This is a genomic window from Pseudomonas sp. GW821-FHT05H12, from assembly GCF_059419385.1.
The window spans coordinates 1-17,965 of sequence record NZ_JBWKRS010000046.1; the positions used below are offsets into that span (position 1 = coordinate 1).

Below are 17,965 nucleotides of genomic sequence, written 5' to 3' on the forward strand. Positions count from 1 at the left end.
CTCCCCCCCCCCCCCCCCCCCCCCCCCCCCCCCCCCCCCCCCCCCCCCCCCAAGCCGGCTCCTACAGGTTGTGGGGTCAGTCCAGCATCGGCACATGTTTGGGGTGGTTGGCAACGCGGGCCAGCCACGCCTGCACACCCGGGTAAGCGTCCAGATCAAAACCACCTTCATGGGCCACGTGGGTGTAGGCATACAACGCCACGTCCGCAATGGAGAACTGCTCGCCCACCAGGTACGGCGTCAGTTGCAGCTGGCGCTCCATGACTTTCAGCGCCTTGTAGCCGCCTTTGTGCAGCTTCTTGTATTCCTCGAGGCGGTCTTCCGGCAGCCCCAGGTAAAACTGAATGAAGCGCGCCACCGCGATGTACGGCTCATGGCTGTACTGCTCGAAGAACTGCCATTGCAAAACCTGGGTGCGCAGGCGCGGCTCGCTGGGCAGGAACTCGCTTCCATCGGCCAGGAAGTTGAGGATCGCGTTGGATTCCCACAGGCACGTGCCGTCTTCCAGCTCCAGCACCGGGATCTTGCCATTGGGGTTCTTGGCCAGGAACTCAGGGGTCTGGGTGTCGCCCTTGAGGATATCGACATCGATCCATTGATACGGGATGCCCAGCAGGTTGAGCATCAATTTGATCTTGTAGCAGTTGCCCGACTTGTAATCGCCATAAACCTTGTACATGAGGCTCCCCTTATGCCGCTTGCGCGTGCTGTGCTTGACGGACCACTGCGGCCAAACGCTTGAGACCTTCGTCCAGGCGGGCCGGGTCGATATGACTGAAATTGAGTCGCAGCGAACCATGGTGCTGATCCGGATCGGAAAAGAACGGTTCACCGGGCATGAACGCGACGTCCTGATCGAGCGATGGAGCCAACAAAGTGCGGGTATCCAGCGGCTGTTTCAAGGTCAACCAGAAGAATAATCCGCCCTGGGGCACTTGCCAGTCGGCCAGGTCCGCAAAGTGACGTTCCAATGCCACTTGGAATGCATCGCGGCGTTCACGGTAAAAGCTGCGCAGTTCCACCCGATGCTGCTGGTATTTTTCACTGCCGATCCACTGCATCGCCTGCCATTGGCCCACACGATTGGTGTGCAGGTCTGCCGACTGCTTGAGCTTGAGCAGGTGCGGGAACAGATCCGGGCTGGCGATCAGGTAACCGACGCGCAGGCCCGGCAACAGGGTCTTGGACACGGTGCCGGTGTAGATCCAGCTGGCTTTTTTCAGGCGCCCGGCGATGGGTTTGGCGCTGCCGCCGTCGAAGGTCAGCTCACGGTAAGGCTCGTCTTCGATCAGCGTCACACCAAACTCATCGAGCATCGCTGCGACCGCCGCGCGCTTGGCCTCGCTGTAACGCACGGCCGAAGGGTTCTGGAAGGTCGGGATCAGGTAGATGAACGCCGGGCGATGGCGCTCAAGCCTGGCACGCAAGGCCGCCAGGTCGGGACCATCGGCTTCCAACGGCACCGTGAGGCAGTCGGCGCCGAATAGCTGGAAGATTTGCAGCGCGGCCAGGTAGGTCGGGCCTTCCAGCAGGATCGGCGTGCCCTTGTCGATGTACAGCTTGGCCGCCAGGTCGAGGGTTTGCTGGGAACCACTGACCACCAGCACCTGGCTGGCCTGGCACGGCACACCCAGGGCGCGCGCCTCGGCGGCGAGCAATTCGCGCAGTTGCGGTTCGCCTTCGCTCATGCCGTATTGGCCGATGTTCAACGGCATATCGTCCCAGTTCAGCGCCGGCAACATGGCCTCGGCCGGCAGGCCGCCGGCAAACGACATCACTTCCGGGCGCTGGGCAGCCGCGAGGATTTCACGGATCAAGGAGCTTTTGAGGCGCGTAACACGTTCAGAGAAGGCCATAAGGTCACCGCTAGCGAAGCCTGTAGGAAATACGTCAAACTGGTTGACCGAAATTACGACGACTTCAACGGATACGTCAATATGCTTGACCTTAAAAATCCCGCCAGCCAGCAAGAAGCCATGGAAGCGTTCTTCTTCGGCTACCAGGCCTTTACCGCCAAGGCCGATGAAATGCTCGAGCGCCGCGGCCTGAGCCGAGTACACCAGCGCATCGTGTTTTTTATCGCGCGTTACCCGGCCTTGAGCGTCAAGGAGTTGCTGGAATTGCTTGGCGTGAGCAAGCAGGCGCTGAACATTCCGCTACGCCAATTGCAGGAAATGCACTTGGTCGACAGCGTCGCGTCCGAGACTGACAAGCGCAAACGCCTGCTGCAATTGAGCGAAGAAGGCGTGCGCCTGGAGCAGTCGCTGCGGCGTGAGCAGGTGAAGCTGTTGCAGCGGGCCTTCAGCGATGCTGGCGAAGAGGCCGTCAGTGGCTGGTTGGCGGTCAATCAGGCGCTGTGTGCCACCCGTAATTTGTAACAGTCGGAGGCCATTCATCTGTCGCCCTGAAAACATTATTTGCTTTATTTGTATACAAAAGCATAATCCACATCGAGCGAGTTCTTGACCTATTGGTCAACAAAACTTGCCAACACCTCAAAGCGCTGTTGCCCACATCTGTGACCGGCGCTGGAAATAACAATAAAACTCTTGAGGAGTACTCGCTGTGGAAAGCCGCAAATCCGAAGCCCCGACGCTGGACATCGCCCCGCCCAACAACAGCTGGTTAGAACGCCTGTTCAAACTCAGCCTGCATGGCACCACAGTGAAGACCGAGCTGATCGCCGGCCTCACCACCTTCATCACCATGGCCTACATCATCTTCGTCAACCCCAACATCATGGCCGACGCTGGCATTGATCACGGCGCGGCGTTCGTCGCCACCTGCATCGCCGCCGCACTGGGTTGCCTGCTGATGGGCCTGTATGCCAACTGGCCCGTGGGCCTGGCGCCCGGCATGGGCCTGAACGCGTTTTTCACCTACACCGTGGTCGGCACCATGGGCTACCACTGGGAAACCGCGCTGGGTGCGGTGTTTATTTCCGGCGTGCTGTTCATGGGCCTGACGCTGTCGCGGGTGCGTGAATGGCTGCTCAACAGCATCCCGGTCAGCCTGCGCCATGCGATGGGCGCAGGGGTCGGTTTGTTCCTCGGCGTGATCGGCCTGAAAACCGCCGGCATCATCGTCGACAGCCCGGCGACCTTGATCAAGCTCGGCTCGCTGCACGAACCCGCACCGCTGCTGGCGGCCGTGTGCTTCCTGCTGATCGCCATCCTCAGCTACCACCGCGTGTTCGGCGCGATCCTCATCAGCATCATCGCCGTCACCCTCGCAGGCTGGGGGCTGGGCTTGGTGCACTACAACGGCATGGTCTCTACCCCACCGAGCCTGGCACCGACCTGGATGGCCATGGATGTAAAAGGTGTATTCAATGTCAGCATGATCAGCGTGGTATTTGCCTTTCTTTTTGTACACATGTTTGACACTGCAGGTACACTGATGGGCGTCGCGCAGCGGGCAGGCCTGGTGAACGCCGATGGGCGCATCGACAACCTGTCCCGCGCCTTGAAAGCCGACAGTGCCTCCAGCGTGTTTGGTGCCATGGTCGGCGTGCCGCCGGTGACCAGCTACGTGGAAAGTGCTGCGGGTGTCGCGGCCGGTGGTCGTACCGGGCTCACCGCGGTGACCGTGGGCGTGCTGTTTGTGGCGGCGATGTTTTTCGCCCCGCTGGCCGGCATGATCCCGGCCTACGCCACCGCAGGTGCACTGATCTACGTGGCAATGCTGATGATGGCGAGCATGGCGCACATCAATTGGGATGAAGCCACCGACAGCATCCCGGCGATTGTCACCGCGATCATGATGCCGCTGACGTTCTCGGTGGCTGACGGTATCGCCTTGGGCTTCATCACGTACGTGGCGCTCAAGACCGGCACCGGCAAGTACCGCGAAATTTCCGTGAGCCTGTGGGTGCTGTGCGCGATCTTCATCGCCAAATTCATCTTTCTATAAAGGAGCAACGAATGAACCTTGAAACCTGGCTACTGTTCAGCGGCGCAGCATTGGTGGTGATCCTGATCCCGGGGCCACTGTCACTGCTGATGATCAGCAACAGTCTCAACTACGGCCTGCGCCGTTCGTATCCAGCGTTTCTCGGTGGGGTGTCTGCCTCTATTCTTCTGCTGAGCGCCTCGGCCCTGGGCCTGGGTGCCTTGCTGTTGGCGTCCGAACAACTGTTCAGCGCCTTGAAGATCGTCGGCGCGGTGTACCTGTTCTACCTCGCCTGGCAGAGCTGGCAGCAATCGCGACAACCGGCCAAAGCCGCAGAAGTCCCCTATAGCGCGCCGGTTCCACGCTTTCGTGCGCTGTTTGGGCGGGCCTTCGTTCTGGGTGCCAGCAACCCCAAGGACATCCTGTTTTTTGCGGCATTCCTGCCACAGTTTCTCCACAGTGAGCAGGCCTTTCTGCCGCAACTGCTGATCATGATCGCCACCTGGACCGTACTCGACCTGTTGTGCAAAGTGTTCTACGGCCTCAGCGCGCACGGCGCTGCACGTTATCTGCGCAGCGGCAAAGGCCAGGGCTGGTTCAATCGCGTGAGCGCGGCCTTGTTTGCAGGCGCCGGCGGTGCGGCTTTGCTGAGGGCTTGAGGCTACCAAACCGCGCAAAGAACACTGTAGGGGCCGTCGTGGGTGTCCATTGGATGCCCGCGATGATCTTGACCAACCTCCCTTCGTCCATGGCTTGCTTGATGGGCGCAAACGACGCGGCAAAATTCGATGTGGTCGCCCGGTGATTGAACCATTCGTCAGTCAGCTGCATGGCATGGGCGCCATAGAATTTGAAGCTGGCGGTATTGGCCCAGCGCGTGAGCACGAAATACAGGTTGTTGGACTGAGGGTGGGTACAGCTGAAATCCACGGTCGCGCCTGAGCCTGGTTTCTTTTCCACACGCTGTACGCTGAACCCCTGTTGTTCGAGAATATCCCGGACGGCGCCTTGCATCAGATGGGACCGTTGAATCAGGTTGTGCTGGGTGGGCGCTCGCAGATCAAGAGGCGGCGATTGGCGCAGGATGAAGTCCACCCGGTCAAACCCCGGCGTGGTCGACTCACGGCCAATGTAGAGTCTGGCACTGCTTGTACTGTGCAGGGGCCGCAACAACCTGAGCAGATCGTCGGTTTGCCCGTCTGCGTTTGGCATCCGCCACCGTTCCAGGGTCGCCTTCAGACGCAGCAGATGGGTAGCGGTCAGACGACGACTGGGGTCGGATAATTCCAGCAGACGCTCAATCAAAAACGTGCGACTGTTGGCCGTCATGCCAGGAAAGGCTCGCGCCAGGGACACCCGCAACGACTCGCTGAACACCGGGCGATGAAACGTCCAGCGCCCCTCCGCCCCCCACGTAGCCGGTATCGGTTGATCGAATGTCCCGGCTTCCAGCCAATAGGCAATGTCCAGTGACGCCGCGTGTTCCAGCGGGCGGTCACGGGTGATAAACACCACATCACGTGGCGACACCTGCGAACCATCTGGCAACAGCCGGTAGTGGCGAGCGTTATGCTGAAGCACCCTGTAGCCCTGCGCCGAGGGTGGTACGGACGCCTCGAAGATGCCGAGTTCAGGGATAGCCTCGGTCAAGGTCATGGGCGTGTTGATCGCCCAGGCATCGAAGGTCTTGGGCGCCGTGATCGTCTGAGACAGGCTCTGCTCAAGCCTCCCCACTGACGGCGGCACCCACTCGCTGGTGTGCGACGCGGCAAACGGCCGCCATACCGCCGCACTCGGGCCGGGTTGTGGGGGTGGCAACGGCGCATCCGCGCCCAGCGCCCACTCGCGGCCCTCGCGGATATGCAGCACCAGCTCTCCCTCAGCTTCGCCGCCAGGGCTTTTCACCCGCCACACCTGCTCATCCCCGCGCCGGTATACCGGGTAATAGTGTTCGCCATCAGCCAGATGCAGCTCGCCGTTTTTAACGTACACGCCCTTGTTGCCCGGCCCGCTCAGGGGCACGGCGGCATCGCTGGAAAAAGGTTTCTTGAAGCGCTCCAGCAACCTGACAGGACGCGGGGCTGACGACAACCGGCTCAACCCGAACCCCTGACGATGGAGCTGGCCAAGCCCCCTGCGCAGCCCCCCACTTGCACCGAGTCGGGAAAGCGGGAGAAATGACGTCACGACATCGATAAACGCCATCAGCGTGAGAAACACCACATCCACAAGCTCCTCGGGCTTGCCGCCGAGGTGGTAGCGCCCGGCAGCCAGCAACATTTCATACAGACTGACTGCCGTGCCGATCACCGGAATGAAGGACAAAAGACCACGCACCGTGGCATCCGCCTGCTCGCCAAGACGCAGCTCGCGGTAGCGCGTCAGCGTCGCACGGGTGTTGGCACTGGCGTGGGCTCGTTGCTGAATCTCCAGCATGCGCGCATGGGCGAACAGCGCCAGGGCATTACGCTGGGAGGTAGGCACGATCACCAGCCAGGCGCTCGGATCGGCCTCGATCTGTTCCTTGATTTGCTCCTCAATGACAGACAGCTCTGCGCCAGGCAGTTTGTGCTTGATCTTGAAGGTGCGCACCAGCCGTTTGATCGCCTCATAGACCACGAGGACCCCATAGCCGCGAATGGCCCCGGAACCGATGGCGGTCAACAGTACCGGGGGCTTTTGCCTCTGAACCGGTTGCCCGGGATAGCTGGCCAGGGCCTCCTCTTCCCAGCCAGGTGCGACCCGCTGCGCCAACGCCTTGATACTGTCCGCGGTGGCACCTGCCCGATTCAAATGTGCCTGGGCCTCGGCCTGGCTGCTGTATTCGGCGAGTACTGGGTACCCTGTGGCACCCGGCCAATACACCAGGCAACGCTGGGACAGGGTATCGGTGATGACCAGCACGCCGGCAATGTGTCGGTCATGCTCCAGCGTGTGGCCACACAAGCGCAGGAAACCTAGGCTGATGTGATCCGCTGCGCTGGCGGTCATCGCCAGATCGAACAGGTTTTTGCCCGGTACCGACAGCCCCTGGCGCAACGCCGAATACGCCTGCATCTGTGCCAGTTGCAAGGTCGCACGGTCGATCAGCCTGCGCGGGAGCGCGCTGGAGCCCGGCGCAAACGTACGCTGGATCAAACGATGGTACTGACCACCGAGGTCCAGTGCCGACAGGGTCTTGATCAGGTAGCGCGGATTCAGACGTTCTTTCCAGGCAGGCTGCAAATATCGCGCGCGATTCAGTCGCCATTTGGTCCATGGCGCCTCGGCATCAAGATTGTGCAACGCCAGGTCCAGAAGACTGAACGGGGTGCGCTGCGCACTGGAAATCATTTTGACATGACGGTCGCCGACCACGCACTGGCTCGACCAACCGCAGAGCTGGGCACTGACATCGTCCGGCATATCCAACAGAGGCTGGTCCACGTCCAGCTCAGGGTAAAAGCCATCCTGCTTCAGTTGGATCACCAGTCGCTCGCGTGCAAAGGTGTACAACGGCGGCAAGACCTGCCAAAGCCGATCCTCGAAGGCCAGGGCACTGGACACATAGCGCCGCTGCAAACGTCGGTAGCCCTGGCGCTGGGCGGCGGTGGCCGTGGCCAGCCAGGCCGGCTGGTTTTTCGCCTGTTCGGCGGCAAACCGGACAAAATCGATGTTGGCCAGCGCCAGGGTTCGTGCATCGTTGGACGGCACCTGCAGGTGCTCACGCAGTTCGGCAGCCAGCCATTGCTGGCCCAGGGCCGTGTCACTGACCTCACTGAACACTCGCTTGCCGGCCACCAGTTGTTTGCGCAACCGCGCATAGTGTTCAACCGATGCCTTGAAATCTTCCTGGAGCACATTATTTTCGGCGATGCTGTAGTCCACCACGGTCGGTGGGGTGAACGCCAAGCGTGCAGCGGTGCGCTCACCCCGCAGGATGCAGCGCCACAATACCGAGCCGTCATGGCTGGCAAAGCTGGCCCGAAGCCCTTGGGACAAGCCCTCCAGGTCATCGAATACCGCCGTTCCACCAAAGCCCCCCATCACCACCAGGATCACAGGCTGTACCTGTTTCGTTTCGATCACGGCCCTGGCGGTGGTGACCACGAATGCCCCCAGCAACCGGTAGCGCGAGCCGCCCTGGCTGCCGATTGCGATACGTAACACACGGGTGTCACTGCCCAGTCGCTGGCTGGCCAGTGGCTTGTTGAGCACCTCCAGCAACCGGTCCAGGTGGGTCTGCTTGATTATTCCAAGGCTGTGGTCAAGCTGCGCATCCAGGCGCAACGCCAGGCGCTGGGCATTCAGTACCCGCGTGGCGCGTTTGTGGTTGTCGTCGAGCCGTTCAAGCCAGAACGCCACGTCGAACAGACGCCCATCCTCGGCCTGGGTCAACTGCCCGATGATCTGCGCCTGGGCCTCACGCTGTTCTTCACGCTCTGCAAACGCTCGGTAGTCCGTATCGCCACCAGGCGTCTGGAGCAACGCCTCCATGCCACTTTCGTGACGTTGCACCTGACGCTCGCAGGCGCTGCGCGGCAGGTCGGCCGACAGCCGAGAGAATACGATTTCTGCCTCGCGACGCTGGCGGTCCCATTCCAGCAAAGCGTCCAGAACCGTCTCGAATGGCAGGCCATTACCCAGGCGCTTGCGACCCTTTTCGATGACCCGCAGCAGGCGCGCGAGCCGTCGGCTTGGTAAAGGGCCCTCAGGCGCAGTCGGCGCGGCGTAATGAAGGGACAGCACGCAGCCCCATTCATTATTCCATTGTTCCTCCAGCAAGACCTGCGCACTGTGGGCCAATGCGTCTCTTGTGAGTACTTTCCCCACAGGCATCTGCGCAGGCGCCTGACGTCGCAGTGGCAGGTACTGCCACCATTGCCCCAATAACGACCGGTGTACAAGCTCAGGTAATTGCTCCTGCATCCGGTGCCCTGAACTGAACTCATGAAAACCCTGCGACAACCCCGGCAGGTAAATGACCTGTGGCCCGTCGACCCCCCCTTCCCGGCCAATGTGCAAGGCACCTGGAATCACCAGAACCCCGTGTTCGGCATGGGGCCACGGGACTGTCGCCACACAGACTGTCGCCCAGGCACCGCCCGCGCGCTGGCGGGTTTCTGTGTCGGGGGCGTCGATCAGTTGCTCAAGCATCGCGAAACCGGCATCCGACACCTGGAACAACTGATGCGCCAAGAAGGCCTGGTCGGCAAACAACGCCTTGCGCAAATCGACCCAGCGCTCCCGGCGCGAAAGCCAAGTGCCAGGGGCCAGTTGCTGCCAGTAGTCCGCCGCGGCGCTATTGACACGCGCCAACAGCTGCAACTGGCGAACACGCTCCAATGCCTGCCAGGCATTGAATGCCGGCACGTTCGCCGACTGGCCTTGCACGCTCAAGGCAGTGAAATGGTGCAGGTTGATCGGCACGCCGGGGTTACTGAACAAAGCCAGCGCCCGATCGGTCAAGCTGTTGACGTGAAGGGCCGGCCGGGGCGGTGGCGGTTCGCTGAATAGCAGGGTGTCCGGGTCCAGGCCAAATGCTTGGTGCAAGGCGTGCCGGATGAAGGACAGAATGCGCGGTGCGCGTCCCGCCAGGTTCGCCAGCTGTTTCGCGTTGCGTACACTCCGCTCATGGGCGGCATGAATCTGGTTGATCGTACGGCTGGGCTCGCGCGCACTATTGATCCGCCGTGTCAGCAGCGCGCGAATCGCCGTCAGGTGCTGTTCCCGGGTCACGGCGGGGTCATCAAAGTCGAGGGCTGACGAGATAGGATCAGGTGTGTCTAGGCTCATGACGGCATCTTCAAGGCTGAAACACCCGAGCCTAGGCACTCCCCCCTTTGCCGGTGCGCTACATAGTTGGCAGACGAAAAAAAGCCCGCAGTGTGGGCGGGCAAAAATCCAACGAAGAGCTTTGGGGGTGTGAAGCGAGGTGACGCTAGCTACCGCGATAGGTGGAGTAGCTGTAGGGCGAAATCAGTAACGGGACATGGTAGTGATCCTGTTCGGCGCTGATGCCGAAGCGCAGCACCACCACATCCAAGAAAGCCGGTTCAGGCAATTGCACGCCACGGGCGCGGTAGTAGTCGCCGGCGCTGAACTGCAGCTGGTAGACGCCGCTGCGGTAGTCATCACCTTGCAGCAGGGGCGCGTCGCAGCGACCGTCGTTGTTGGTCAGGGCGGTGGCAACCAGTTCCAGTTGCGCGCCTTCGACGCGGTACAGCTCAACCTTGATGGCGCTGCCGGGGCAGCCGTGTGCAGCGTCCAAAACGTGTGTGGTCAAACGTCCCATGGCGTCTACGCGCCTCCTTAAGCCAGTAGAAGAAAGATTCGCACTTTTTCAGGGCATTGAAAAAGCCGGCGATGACTGATTAAGACACTTTTTAAAAAAATTGTACACAATAAATTCAACAAATTACCGGAGCGCCATTCAAACCTGGTTGCCGACGCGGGTGGTGTACCTGATAGACCCTTGGGAGGCAATCGCCGGCAAGCCGGCTCCTACAAATCAGTGTTGTGTAGAAAGATTTTGTGGTTTAGCTGACCAAGCAGGCAAGTTTCTTGCAGTGCCTTTGAGTGGGGTGTGACAGAAAAAATGCGGAAATGCAGGCTTACAAAGTTGGCAATAAGTTGTATACAATCACTCATCGCTGTGACGCCACCCAGTCATTTCACTGCCCGGCCGCCACATGAATGATCACGAACAAGAAGGAAGACTGCAGTGAGCGCTGACTACCCACGCGACCTGATCGGTTACGGCAGTAACCCTCCTCACCCCCACTGGCCGGGCAAGGCACGCGTTGCGCTGTCTTTCGTACTCAATTACGAAGAAGGCGGCGAACGCAATATTTTGCACGGTGACAAAGAGTCCGAAGCCTTCCTTTCGGAAATGGTCTCGGCCCAGCCGCTGCAAGGCGCGCGCAACATGAGCATGGAATCGCTGTACGAATACGGCAGCCGTGCCGGCGTGTGGCGCATCCTCAAGCTGTTCAAAGCATTCGATATCCCGCTGACCATCTTCGCCGTGGCCATGGCCGCCCAGCGTCACCCGGACGTGATCCGCGCGATGGTCGAAGCCGGCCACGAGATTTGCAGCCACGGCTACCGCTGGATCGACTACCAGTACATGGACGAGGCCCAGGAGCGCGAGCACATGCTCGAAGCCATCCGCATCCTCACCGAACTGACCGGCGAACGCCCACTGGGCTGGTACACCGGCCGCACCGGCCCCAACACGCGCCGGCTGGTGATGGAGGAAGGAGGCTTCCTTTACGATTGCGACACCTACGACGACGACCTGCCCTACTGGGAGCCCAACAACCCTACTGGCAAGCCGCACCTGGTGATCCCTTACACCCTGGACACCAACGACATGCGCTTCACCCAGGTGCAGGGCTTCAACAAGGGCGACGACTTCTTCGAGTACCTCAAGGACGCGTTCGACGTGCTCTACGCTGAAGGCGCCGAGGCACCGAAGATGCTCTCCATCGGCCTGCACTGCCGCCTGATCGGCCGCCCGGCGCGCCTGGCATCGTTGAAGCGTTTTATTGAATACGTCAAAGGTCACGAGCACGTCTGGTTCACTCGCCGAGTGGACATTGCCCGTCACTGGCACGAAACCCACCCGTACACGGGAGCGGCGAAATGACTGCGTTCCACACGCTTAAACCCTCGACCTTGAGCCGCGACGCATTCGTCCAGGCCTTCGCCGACATCTACGAACACTCGCCATGGGTGGCCGAAAAGGCCTTTGACCTGGGCCAGGACCCTTCGATCGACGAGATCGAAACCCTGCACCAACGCATGAGCGACATCCTGTTGAGCGCCGATCACACCAGTCAGCTGGCCCTGATCAACGCTCACCCGGACCTGGCGGGCAAAGCGGCCGTCCAGGGCCAACTGACCCAAGCCAGCACCGATGAACAGGCTGGCGCGGGGATTCACCAATGCACGGCCGAAGAGTTTTCTCGCTTCACCGAGCTGAACGATGCCTACAAGGCCAAGTTCAAGTTTCCCTTCATCATGGCGGTAAAAGGCAGCAACCGGCATCAGATCCTTGCCGCGTTCGAAACGCGCATTCACAACTCGGTCGACACCGAGTTCAAATGCGCACTGGCCGAGATCAACAAGATCGCGTTGTTCCGTTTACTGACTCTTTAAGCAACCCTCGCCCGAGTGTTCATGAGCACCCAGGGCCTGGTGAGCATCCCAAGCCACTCTATTTAAGGCAGACAAGAAGAATGAAAGCTTACGCCGTACCTTTCGAGAAGTTCGTCAACCTCGCCGACGCCCGCCTGGGCACCAAGATCATCTCCGTGACCGATGACTGGTTTGCCGACGCCAACCGCCTGTTCCAGCCGACCCCGGCCGTGTGGAAGGAGGGCGTTTTCGATGACAACGGCAAGTGGATGGACGGCTGGGAATCGCGCCGCAAGCGCTTCGAAGGCTACGACAGCGCCGTGATCCGCCTGGGCGTACCGGGCTCGATCAAAGGCGTGGACATCGACACTTCATTCTTCACCGGCAACTTCCCGCCGTCGGCCTCCCTGGAAGCCTGCTTCCTGGCCTCGGGCGAGCCAGACGCCAACACCCAGTGGGTGGAAGTGCTGTCGGCCGTCGAGCTGCAAGGCAACAGCCACCACTACCACGAGATCAACAACGACCAGGCGTTCAGCCACCTGCGTTTCAACATCTACCCGGATGGCGGCGTGGCCCGTCTGCGTGTGTACGGTGTGCCGTTCCGCGACTGGTCCTCGGTGGGTGACAACGAACAGGTCGACCTGGCGGCTGCATTGAACGGCGGCCGTGCCCTGGCGTGCTCCGACGAACACTTCGGCCGCATGAGCAACATCCTCAACCCGGGCCGTGGCATCAACATGGGCGACGGCTGGGAAACCGCACGTCGTCGCACGCCTGGCAATGACTGGGTGATCGTCGCCCTGGGCCACCCGGGCGAGATCGAGAAGATCATCGTCGACACCCTGCACTTCAAGGGCAACTACCCGGACACTTGCTCAATCCAGGGCGCGTTCGTGAAGGGCGGCACCGACAGCCAGATCGAAACCCAATCGCTGTTCTGGCGCGAACTGCTGCCGGCGCAGAAACTGGAAATGCACGCTGAACACACCTTCGCCGAGCAGATCAAGGCGCTGGGCCCCATCACCCACATCCGCCTGAACGTGTTCCCGGATGGGGGTGTGAGCCGCCTGCGTGTACTCGGCAAAGTCGCCAAGTAAGCGGTGAACCCAATCGCGGGTAAACCCGCTCCCACATTTGGAATGCATTCTCCTGTGGGAGCTGGCTTGCCTGCGATGACGATAGATCAAACAACACAGAATTCGGATAAGAAGACAGCCATGCGCACACTCGTGATCGAACCCCTGACCAAAGAAGCCTTCGCCCCTTTCGGAGACGTTATCGAAACCGATGGCAGCGATCACTTCATGATCAACAACGGGTCGACCATGCGCTTCCATAAACTGGCCACGGTGGAAACCGCCAAGCCTGAGGACAATGCGATCATCAGCATCTTCCGCGCCGACGCGCAGGACATGCCACTGACCGTGTGCATGCTGGAACGACACCCGCTGGGCAGCCAGGCTTTCATTCCGCTGCTCGGCAACCCCTTTCTGATCGTGGTCGCGCCACTTGGCGATGAACCTGTATCGGGCTTGGTCCGCGCCTTCGTTACCAACGGCAGGCAGGGCATTAATTACCATCGCGGCGTCTGGCACCACCCGGTGCTGACGATCGAAAAGCGGGATGACTTCCTGGTGGTTGATCGCAGTGGCACAGGCAATAACTGCGATGAGCATTTTTTCAAAGAGGATGAGCGGTTGATCCTCGCCCCCCACCAATAAGAGAAGGTCTGATCACCCGACAACAAGGGTGACAGGCGAGAGGTAAAGACTGTGGAAGCACATCTGTTGGAATGGCTGAACCTGAGCGTGCGCTGGGTTCACATGATCACTGGCGTCGCGTGGATCGGCGCTTCCTTCTATTTCGTCTGGCTGGAAAACAACCTCAATCGCGTCAACCCCAAGGACGGCCTGGCCGGTGACTTGTGGGCGATCCACGGTGGCGGTATCTACCACCTGGAAAAATACAAACTGGCCCCGCCGACCATGCCGGACAACCTGCACTGGTTCAAATGGGAAGCCTATTTCACCTGGATGTCGGGGATCGCACTGCTGTGCGTGGTGTTCTACTCCAACCCCACCCTGTACCTGCTGGCCCCGGGCAGCAGCCTCAGTGGGCCTGAAGGCGTATTGCTGGGCATTGGCTCGCTGTTCGCCGGCTGGTTCATCTACTCCTTCCTGTGCGACTCGGCCCTGGGCAAACGCCCTGCCCTGCTCGGCTTCATCCTGTTTGTGCTGTTGATTGCGGCGGCCTATGGCTTCAGCAAGGTGTTCAGCGGCCGTGGCGCCTACCTGCACGTGGGTGCGGTGATCGGCACCATTATGGTGGGCAACGTGTTCCGCATCATCATGCCGGCGCAACGCGCCCTGGTGGCGGCGATCGCCGAGAACCGCACGCCAGACCCGGCGCTGCCGGCCAAAGGCTTGCTGCGTTCGCGTCACAACAACTACTTCACCCTGCCGGTGCTGTTCATCATGATCAGCAACCACTTCCCGAGCACCTACGGCAGCCAGTACAACTGGCTGATCCTGGCCGGTATCGCCGTGGCTGCGGTGTTGGTGCGTCACTATTTCAACACCCGTCATGACAGCCAGAAATATGCGTGGACGTTGCCCGTCGGCGCGTTGGCGATGATTTGCCTGGCCTACGTGACCGGCCCCAAACCCGTGTCGACTGCACCGGATGTGGCCAAGGCGCCTGCCGCCATCGAGTACCAACCGTTGCCGGAAACGGCGCTGGGTGGTGGCTTGAAACCCGCCGCTCCCGCCGCACCTGCCGAACCGGCTGCTGCCCCCGCTGCCCCGGCCCAGGCCTCGATTGATTTCGACAAGGTGCACGGTGTGATCCAGGAACGCTGCGCCGTGTGCCACTCGGCCAAGCCGACCAGCCCGCTGTTCAGCACCGCGCCGGCCGGGGTGATGTTCGACACCCCGGCGCAGATCCAGCAGCAGGCGGCGCGCATTCAAGCGCAGGCCGTGGCCAGCCAGATCATGCCGCTGGGCAACATCACCCAGATGACCCAGCAGGAGCGGGATTTGATTGGCACCTGGATCAACCAGGGGGCGCGTACCAATTAATTGATCCACGCAGATCCAATGTTGGAGCGGGTTTGTGTGGGAGCTGGCTTGCCTGCGATGCAGGCACCTCGGTGCATCAGGTGTACCGAGGTGATGCTATCGCAGGCAAGCCAGCTCCCACATAAAACAGCTCCCACAGTTGGTACCGTGCAAGTTTGAAGATTGAGTTCCACCCGGCAATTGAATGCCAAACAACACAACAATAAAAAAGATCCGAGGTGTTGCATGACCGAGTTAGCCGAACCGCAGATTCCTGCCGCGCCCGCCATGGTGCGGCTGCCCCTCTTGCAACTGATTCTGGTAGGCCTGCAACACGTCTTGCTGATGTACGGCGGCGCCGTCGCCGTGCCCCTGATTATTGGCCAGGCCGCAGGTCTGAGCCGTGAAGAAATCGCTTTCCTGATCAACGCCGACCTGCTCGTGGCCGGCATCGCCACCATGGTGCAGTCGTTCGGCATCGGCCCGGTGGGCATTCGCATGCCGGTGATGATGGGCGCCAGTTTCGCCGCCGTCGGCAGCATGGTGGCCATGGCCGGCATGCCCGGCATCGGACTGCAGGGGATCTTCGGCGCGACCATCGCCGCCGGGTTCTTCGGCATGTTGATCGCACCGTTCATGTCCAAGGTGGTGCGCTTCTTTCCACCATTGGTGACTGGCACGGTGATTACCGCCATCGGCCTGTCGTTGTTTCCAGTGGCCGTCAACTGGGCGGGCGGCGGCAGCGCGGCTGCCACCTTCGGCTCGCCGATCTACCTGGCCATTGCCGCACTGGTACTGGCCACCATCCTGCTGATCAACCGTTTCATGCGCGGCTTCTGGGTGAATATCTCGGTGCTGATCGGTATGGGCCTGGGCTACGCTCTGTGCGGTGCGCTTGGCATGGTCGACCTCAGTGGCCTGGCGATGGCGCCCTGGGTGCAGGTGGTGACGCCGCTGCACTTCGGCATGCCCAAGTTCGAGTTGGCCCCCATCCTGTCGATGTGCCTGGTGGTGGTGATCATCTTCGTCGAGTCCACCGGGATGTTCCTGGCGCTGGGCAAGATCACCGGCCAGGACGTGACGCCGAAGATGCTGCGTCGTGGCCTGCTGTGCGATGCCGGCGCGTCGTTCTTCGCCGGTTTTTTCAACACTTTCACCCATTCCTCGTTCGCCCAGAACATCGGCCTGGTGCAGATGACCGGCGTGCGTTGCCGCTCGGTGACGATCATGGCCGGGGTGTTCCTTATCGTACTGAGCCTGCTGCCCAAGGCGGCCTACCTGGTCGCGTCGATTCCACCGGCGGTGCTGGGCGGCGCGGCGATTGCGATGTTCGGCATGGTAGCGGCCACCGGGATCAAGATCCTGCAAGAAGCCGACATCGCCGACCGCCGCAACCAGTTGCTGGTGGCGGTGAGCATCGGCATGGGCCTGATCCCCGTGGTACGCCCGGAATTCTTCGCGCAGCTGCCGCTGTGGATGAGCCCGATTACCCACAGTGGCATCGCCATGGCCACCCTCAGCGCGTTGTCGCTGAATATCCTGTTCAACATTCTCGGTGGTTCTGAACGACCTGCCGTTGCCCACACGCATTGATTCCTTCGTTCGCACAAAAACAATAACGAAACGGGAAGACAAGCATGCATACCCCCCACCTGGGGCCGGCCACAAGCCGCGCCCCATTCTCGCCCCACGCGCTCTGTTACAGCGCACTTGAGCCCAGGCCTGGGAGCCAGTATTCTCCGCGCCCGCTCGAATCGACTCAAAAAAAAACAGCAGATGTAAAAGCTGACTGCAAGGCCAACTTATCCCGGCCTGTTGTCTGCGGCCAACCTACGCAAAAAGTCCTCCGGATCGACTGCATCTCATGCAGCCGACGGGGATTTTTTGGCTTTTTAAATACCTTGGCGCAGGTCTTGCTAAAAGCACTAAAGCTGACCAAACAGACGATTTTTGCAGCGAACCAAAAGGCGCCACATCAGAGCGCCTGCGTAGAAGAAAAACCATAAAACTTTAACTCGGGAGCAACCGAATGAAATCTATGTTCAAAGGCCTGATGCTGGCGGGATCCCTGCTGGCCGGTGGCCAAGCCGTGGCCGGTGACTTGTTGCAGTGGCAGAACAACAGCCTGACTTACTTGTGGGGCAAGAACTTCACCGTCAACCCGCAGATCCAACAGACCGTCACGTTCGAACATGCCGACGCATGGAAGTACGGCGACAACTTCCTGTTCGTCGACCGCATCTTTTACAACGGCAAGGAAGACGGCAACGTCGGCCCCAGTACTTACTACGGCGAGTTCAGCCCACGCCTGTCGTTCGGCAAGATCTTCGATAAAGACCTGTCGTTCGGCCCGATCAAGGACGTGCTGCTGGCCTTCACCTACGAGTTCGGCGAAGGCGACAACGAGTCGTACCTGGTAGGCCCGGGTTTTGACTTGAACGTCCCGGGTTTCGACTACTTCCAGTTGAACTTCTACCAGCGCCAGACCGAAGGCAATCGCCCGGGTGACAACGTTTGGCAGATCACGCCTGTGTGGTCCTACACCATTCCGGTGGGCGACTCCAACGTGCTGATCGACGGCTTCATGGACTGGGTCGTGGATAACGACAAGACGTCCCGTGGCACCTACCACGCCAACCTGCACTTCAACCCACAGATCAAATATGACTTGGGCAAGGCGCTGCATTGGGGTGACAAGAAGTTGTACGTGGGTATCGAGTATGACTACTGGAAGAACAAGTACGGGATCGAAGATTCGGGCGCATTCAAGACCAACCAAGACACCGCGAGCCTGCTGGTCAAATACCACTTCTAAAGGCTGACCACACCCGCCTCCTGTGGGAGCTGGGGGTGGGGGGGGGGGGGGGGGGGGGGGGGGGGGGGGGGGGGGGGGGGGG

General features: G+C 60.7%; 14 protein-coding genes. 10 read left to right on the plus strand and 4 right to left on the minus strand.

Annotated elements, in window-relative coordinates; translation table 11 throughout:
- Positions 1-76 precede the first annotated feature (76 nt).
- The gene (locus AC07SU_RS27735; protein ID WP_494998877.1) at positions 77-679 is read right to left on the minus strand and encodes a glutathione S-transferase family protein; all 603 of its coding nucleotides are present in this window, start codon (positions 677-679) and stop codon (positions 77-79) included.
- Positions 680-689: 10 nt separating this feature from the next.
- Entirely contained in the window at positions 690-1,856 is a 1,167-nt protein-coding gene (locus AC07SU_RS27740; protein ID WP_494998878.1) for an aminotransferase-like domain-containing protein, read from the minus strand.
- Between the two features lie 81 nt (positions 1,857-1,937).
- Between AC07SU_RS27740 and AC07SU_RS27745 the strand changes: the two genes are divergently transcribed.
- From AC07SU_RS27745 to AC07SU_RS27755, 3 genes are all read left to right on the plus strand, one after another.
- The gene (locus AC07SU_RS27745) at positions 1,938-2,378 is read left to right on the plus strand and encodes a MarR family winged helix-turn-helix transcriptional regulator (RefSeq protein WP_176998066.1); all 441 of its coding nucleotides are present in this window, start codon (positions 1,938-1,940) and stop codon (positions 2,376-2,378) included.
- Between the two features lie 187 nt (positions 2,379-2,565).
- Positions 2,566-3,912, plus strand: a complete 1,347-nt coding sequence (locus AC07SU_RS27750; RefSeq protein WP_176998065.1) for an NCS2 family permease — start codon at positions 2,566-2,568, stop codon at positions 3,910-3,912.
- Positions 3,913-3,923: 11 nt separating this feature from the next.
- Positions 3,924-4,550, plus strand: coding sequence for a LysE family translocator (locus AC07SU_RS27755; protein ID WP_494998879.1), 627 nt, complete (start codon positions 3,924-3,926; stop codon positions 4,548-4,550).
- Here the strand turns inward: AC07SU_RS27755 and AC07SU_RS27760 are convergent.
- Together AC07SU_RS27760 and uraH are read right to left on the minus strand one after the other, a co-directional pair.
- Positions 4,489-9,666 carry a dermonecrotic toxin domain-containing protein gene (locus AC07SU_RS27760; protein ID WP_494998880.1) on the minus strand — a complete coding sequence of 1,726 codons (5,178 nt, stop codon included), beginning with the start codon at positions 9,664-9,666 and terminating at the stop codon, positions 4,489-4,491. The two genes, AC07SU_RS27755 and AC07SU_RS27760, sit on opposite strands and share 62 nt — an antisense overlap.
- Positions 9,667-9,811: 145 nt before the next feature.
- Positions 9,812-10,165: a hydroxyisourate hydrolase gene (uraH, locus tag AC07SU_RS27765; RefSeq protein WP_176998062.1), complete on the minus strand. Its 354-nt coding sequence runs from the start codon at positions 10,163-10,165 to the stop codon at positions 9,812-9,814.
- Between the two features lie 429 nt (positions 10,166-10,594).
- On the opposite strand from uraH, the gene puuE reads away from it, so the two are divergent.
- From puuE to AC07SU_RS27800, 7 genes are all read left to right on the plus strand, one after another.
- On the plus strand, positions 10,595-11,521 hold the full coding sequence (gene puuE / locus AC07SU_RS27770) for an allantoinase PuuE (RefSeq protein ID WP_494998881.1): 927 nt from the start codon (positions 10,595-10,597) through the stop codon (positions 11,519-11,521).
- Positions 11,518-12,033: a 2-oxo-4-hydroxy-4-carboxy-5-ureidoimidazoline decarboxylase gene (gene uraD / locus AC07SU_RS27775; protein ID WP_176998060.1), complete on the plus strand. Its 516-nt coding sequence runs from the start codon at positions 11,518-11,520 to the stop codon at positions 12,031-12,033. Before puuE ends, uraD begins: the two co-directional genes overlap by 4 nt.
- An 80-nt stretch (positions 12,034-12,113) precedes the next feature.
- Complete coding sequence (gene alc, locus AC07SU_RS27780; protein WP_056786303.1) at positions 12,114-13,109, plus strand: allantoicase; 996 nt, start codon at positions 12,114-12,116, stop codon at positions 13,107-13,109.
- Positions 13,110-13,229: 120 nt separating this feature from the next.
- Positions 13,230-13,733 (plus strand): ureidoglycolate lyase, encoded by a 504-nt coding sequence (locus AC07SU_RS27785; RefSeq protein WP_016976354.1) that lies wholly within the window; start codon positions 13,230-13,232, stop codon positions 13,731-13,733.
- A 51-nt stretch (positions 13,734-13,784) separates the two neighbouring features.
- Positions 13,785-15,089, plus strand: coding sequence for a urate hydroxylase PuuD (locus AC07SU_RS27790; protein ID WP_494998882.1), 1,305 nt, complete (start codon positions 13,785-13,787; stop codon positions 15,087-15,089).
- A 225-nt stretch (positions 15,090-15,314) separates the two neighbouring features.
- A complete protein-coding gene (locus tag AC07SU_RS27795; RefSeq protein WP_176998058.1) occupies positions 15,315-16,661 on the plus strand; it encodes a nucleobase:cation symporter-2 family protein in 1,347 nt (448 codons plus the stop codon).
- Positions 16,662-17,097: 436 nt separating this feature from the next.
- The gene (locus AC07SU_RS27800; RefSeq protein ID WP_494998883.1) at positions 17,098-17,883 is read left to right on the plus strand and encodes an outer membrane protein OmpK; all 786 of its coding nucleotides are present in this window, start codon (positions 17,098-17,100) and stop codon (positions 17,881-17,883) included.
- Positions 17,884-17,965 lie beyond the last annotated feature (82 nt).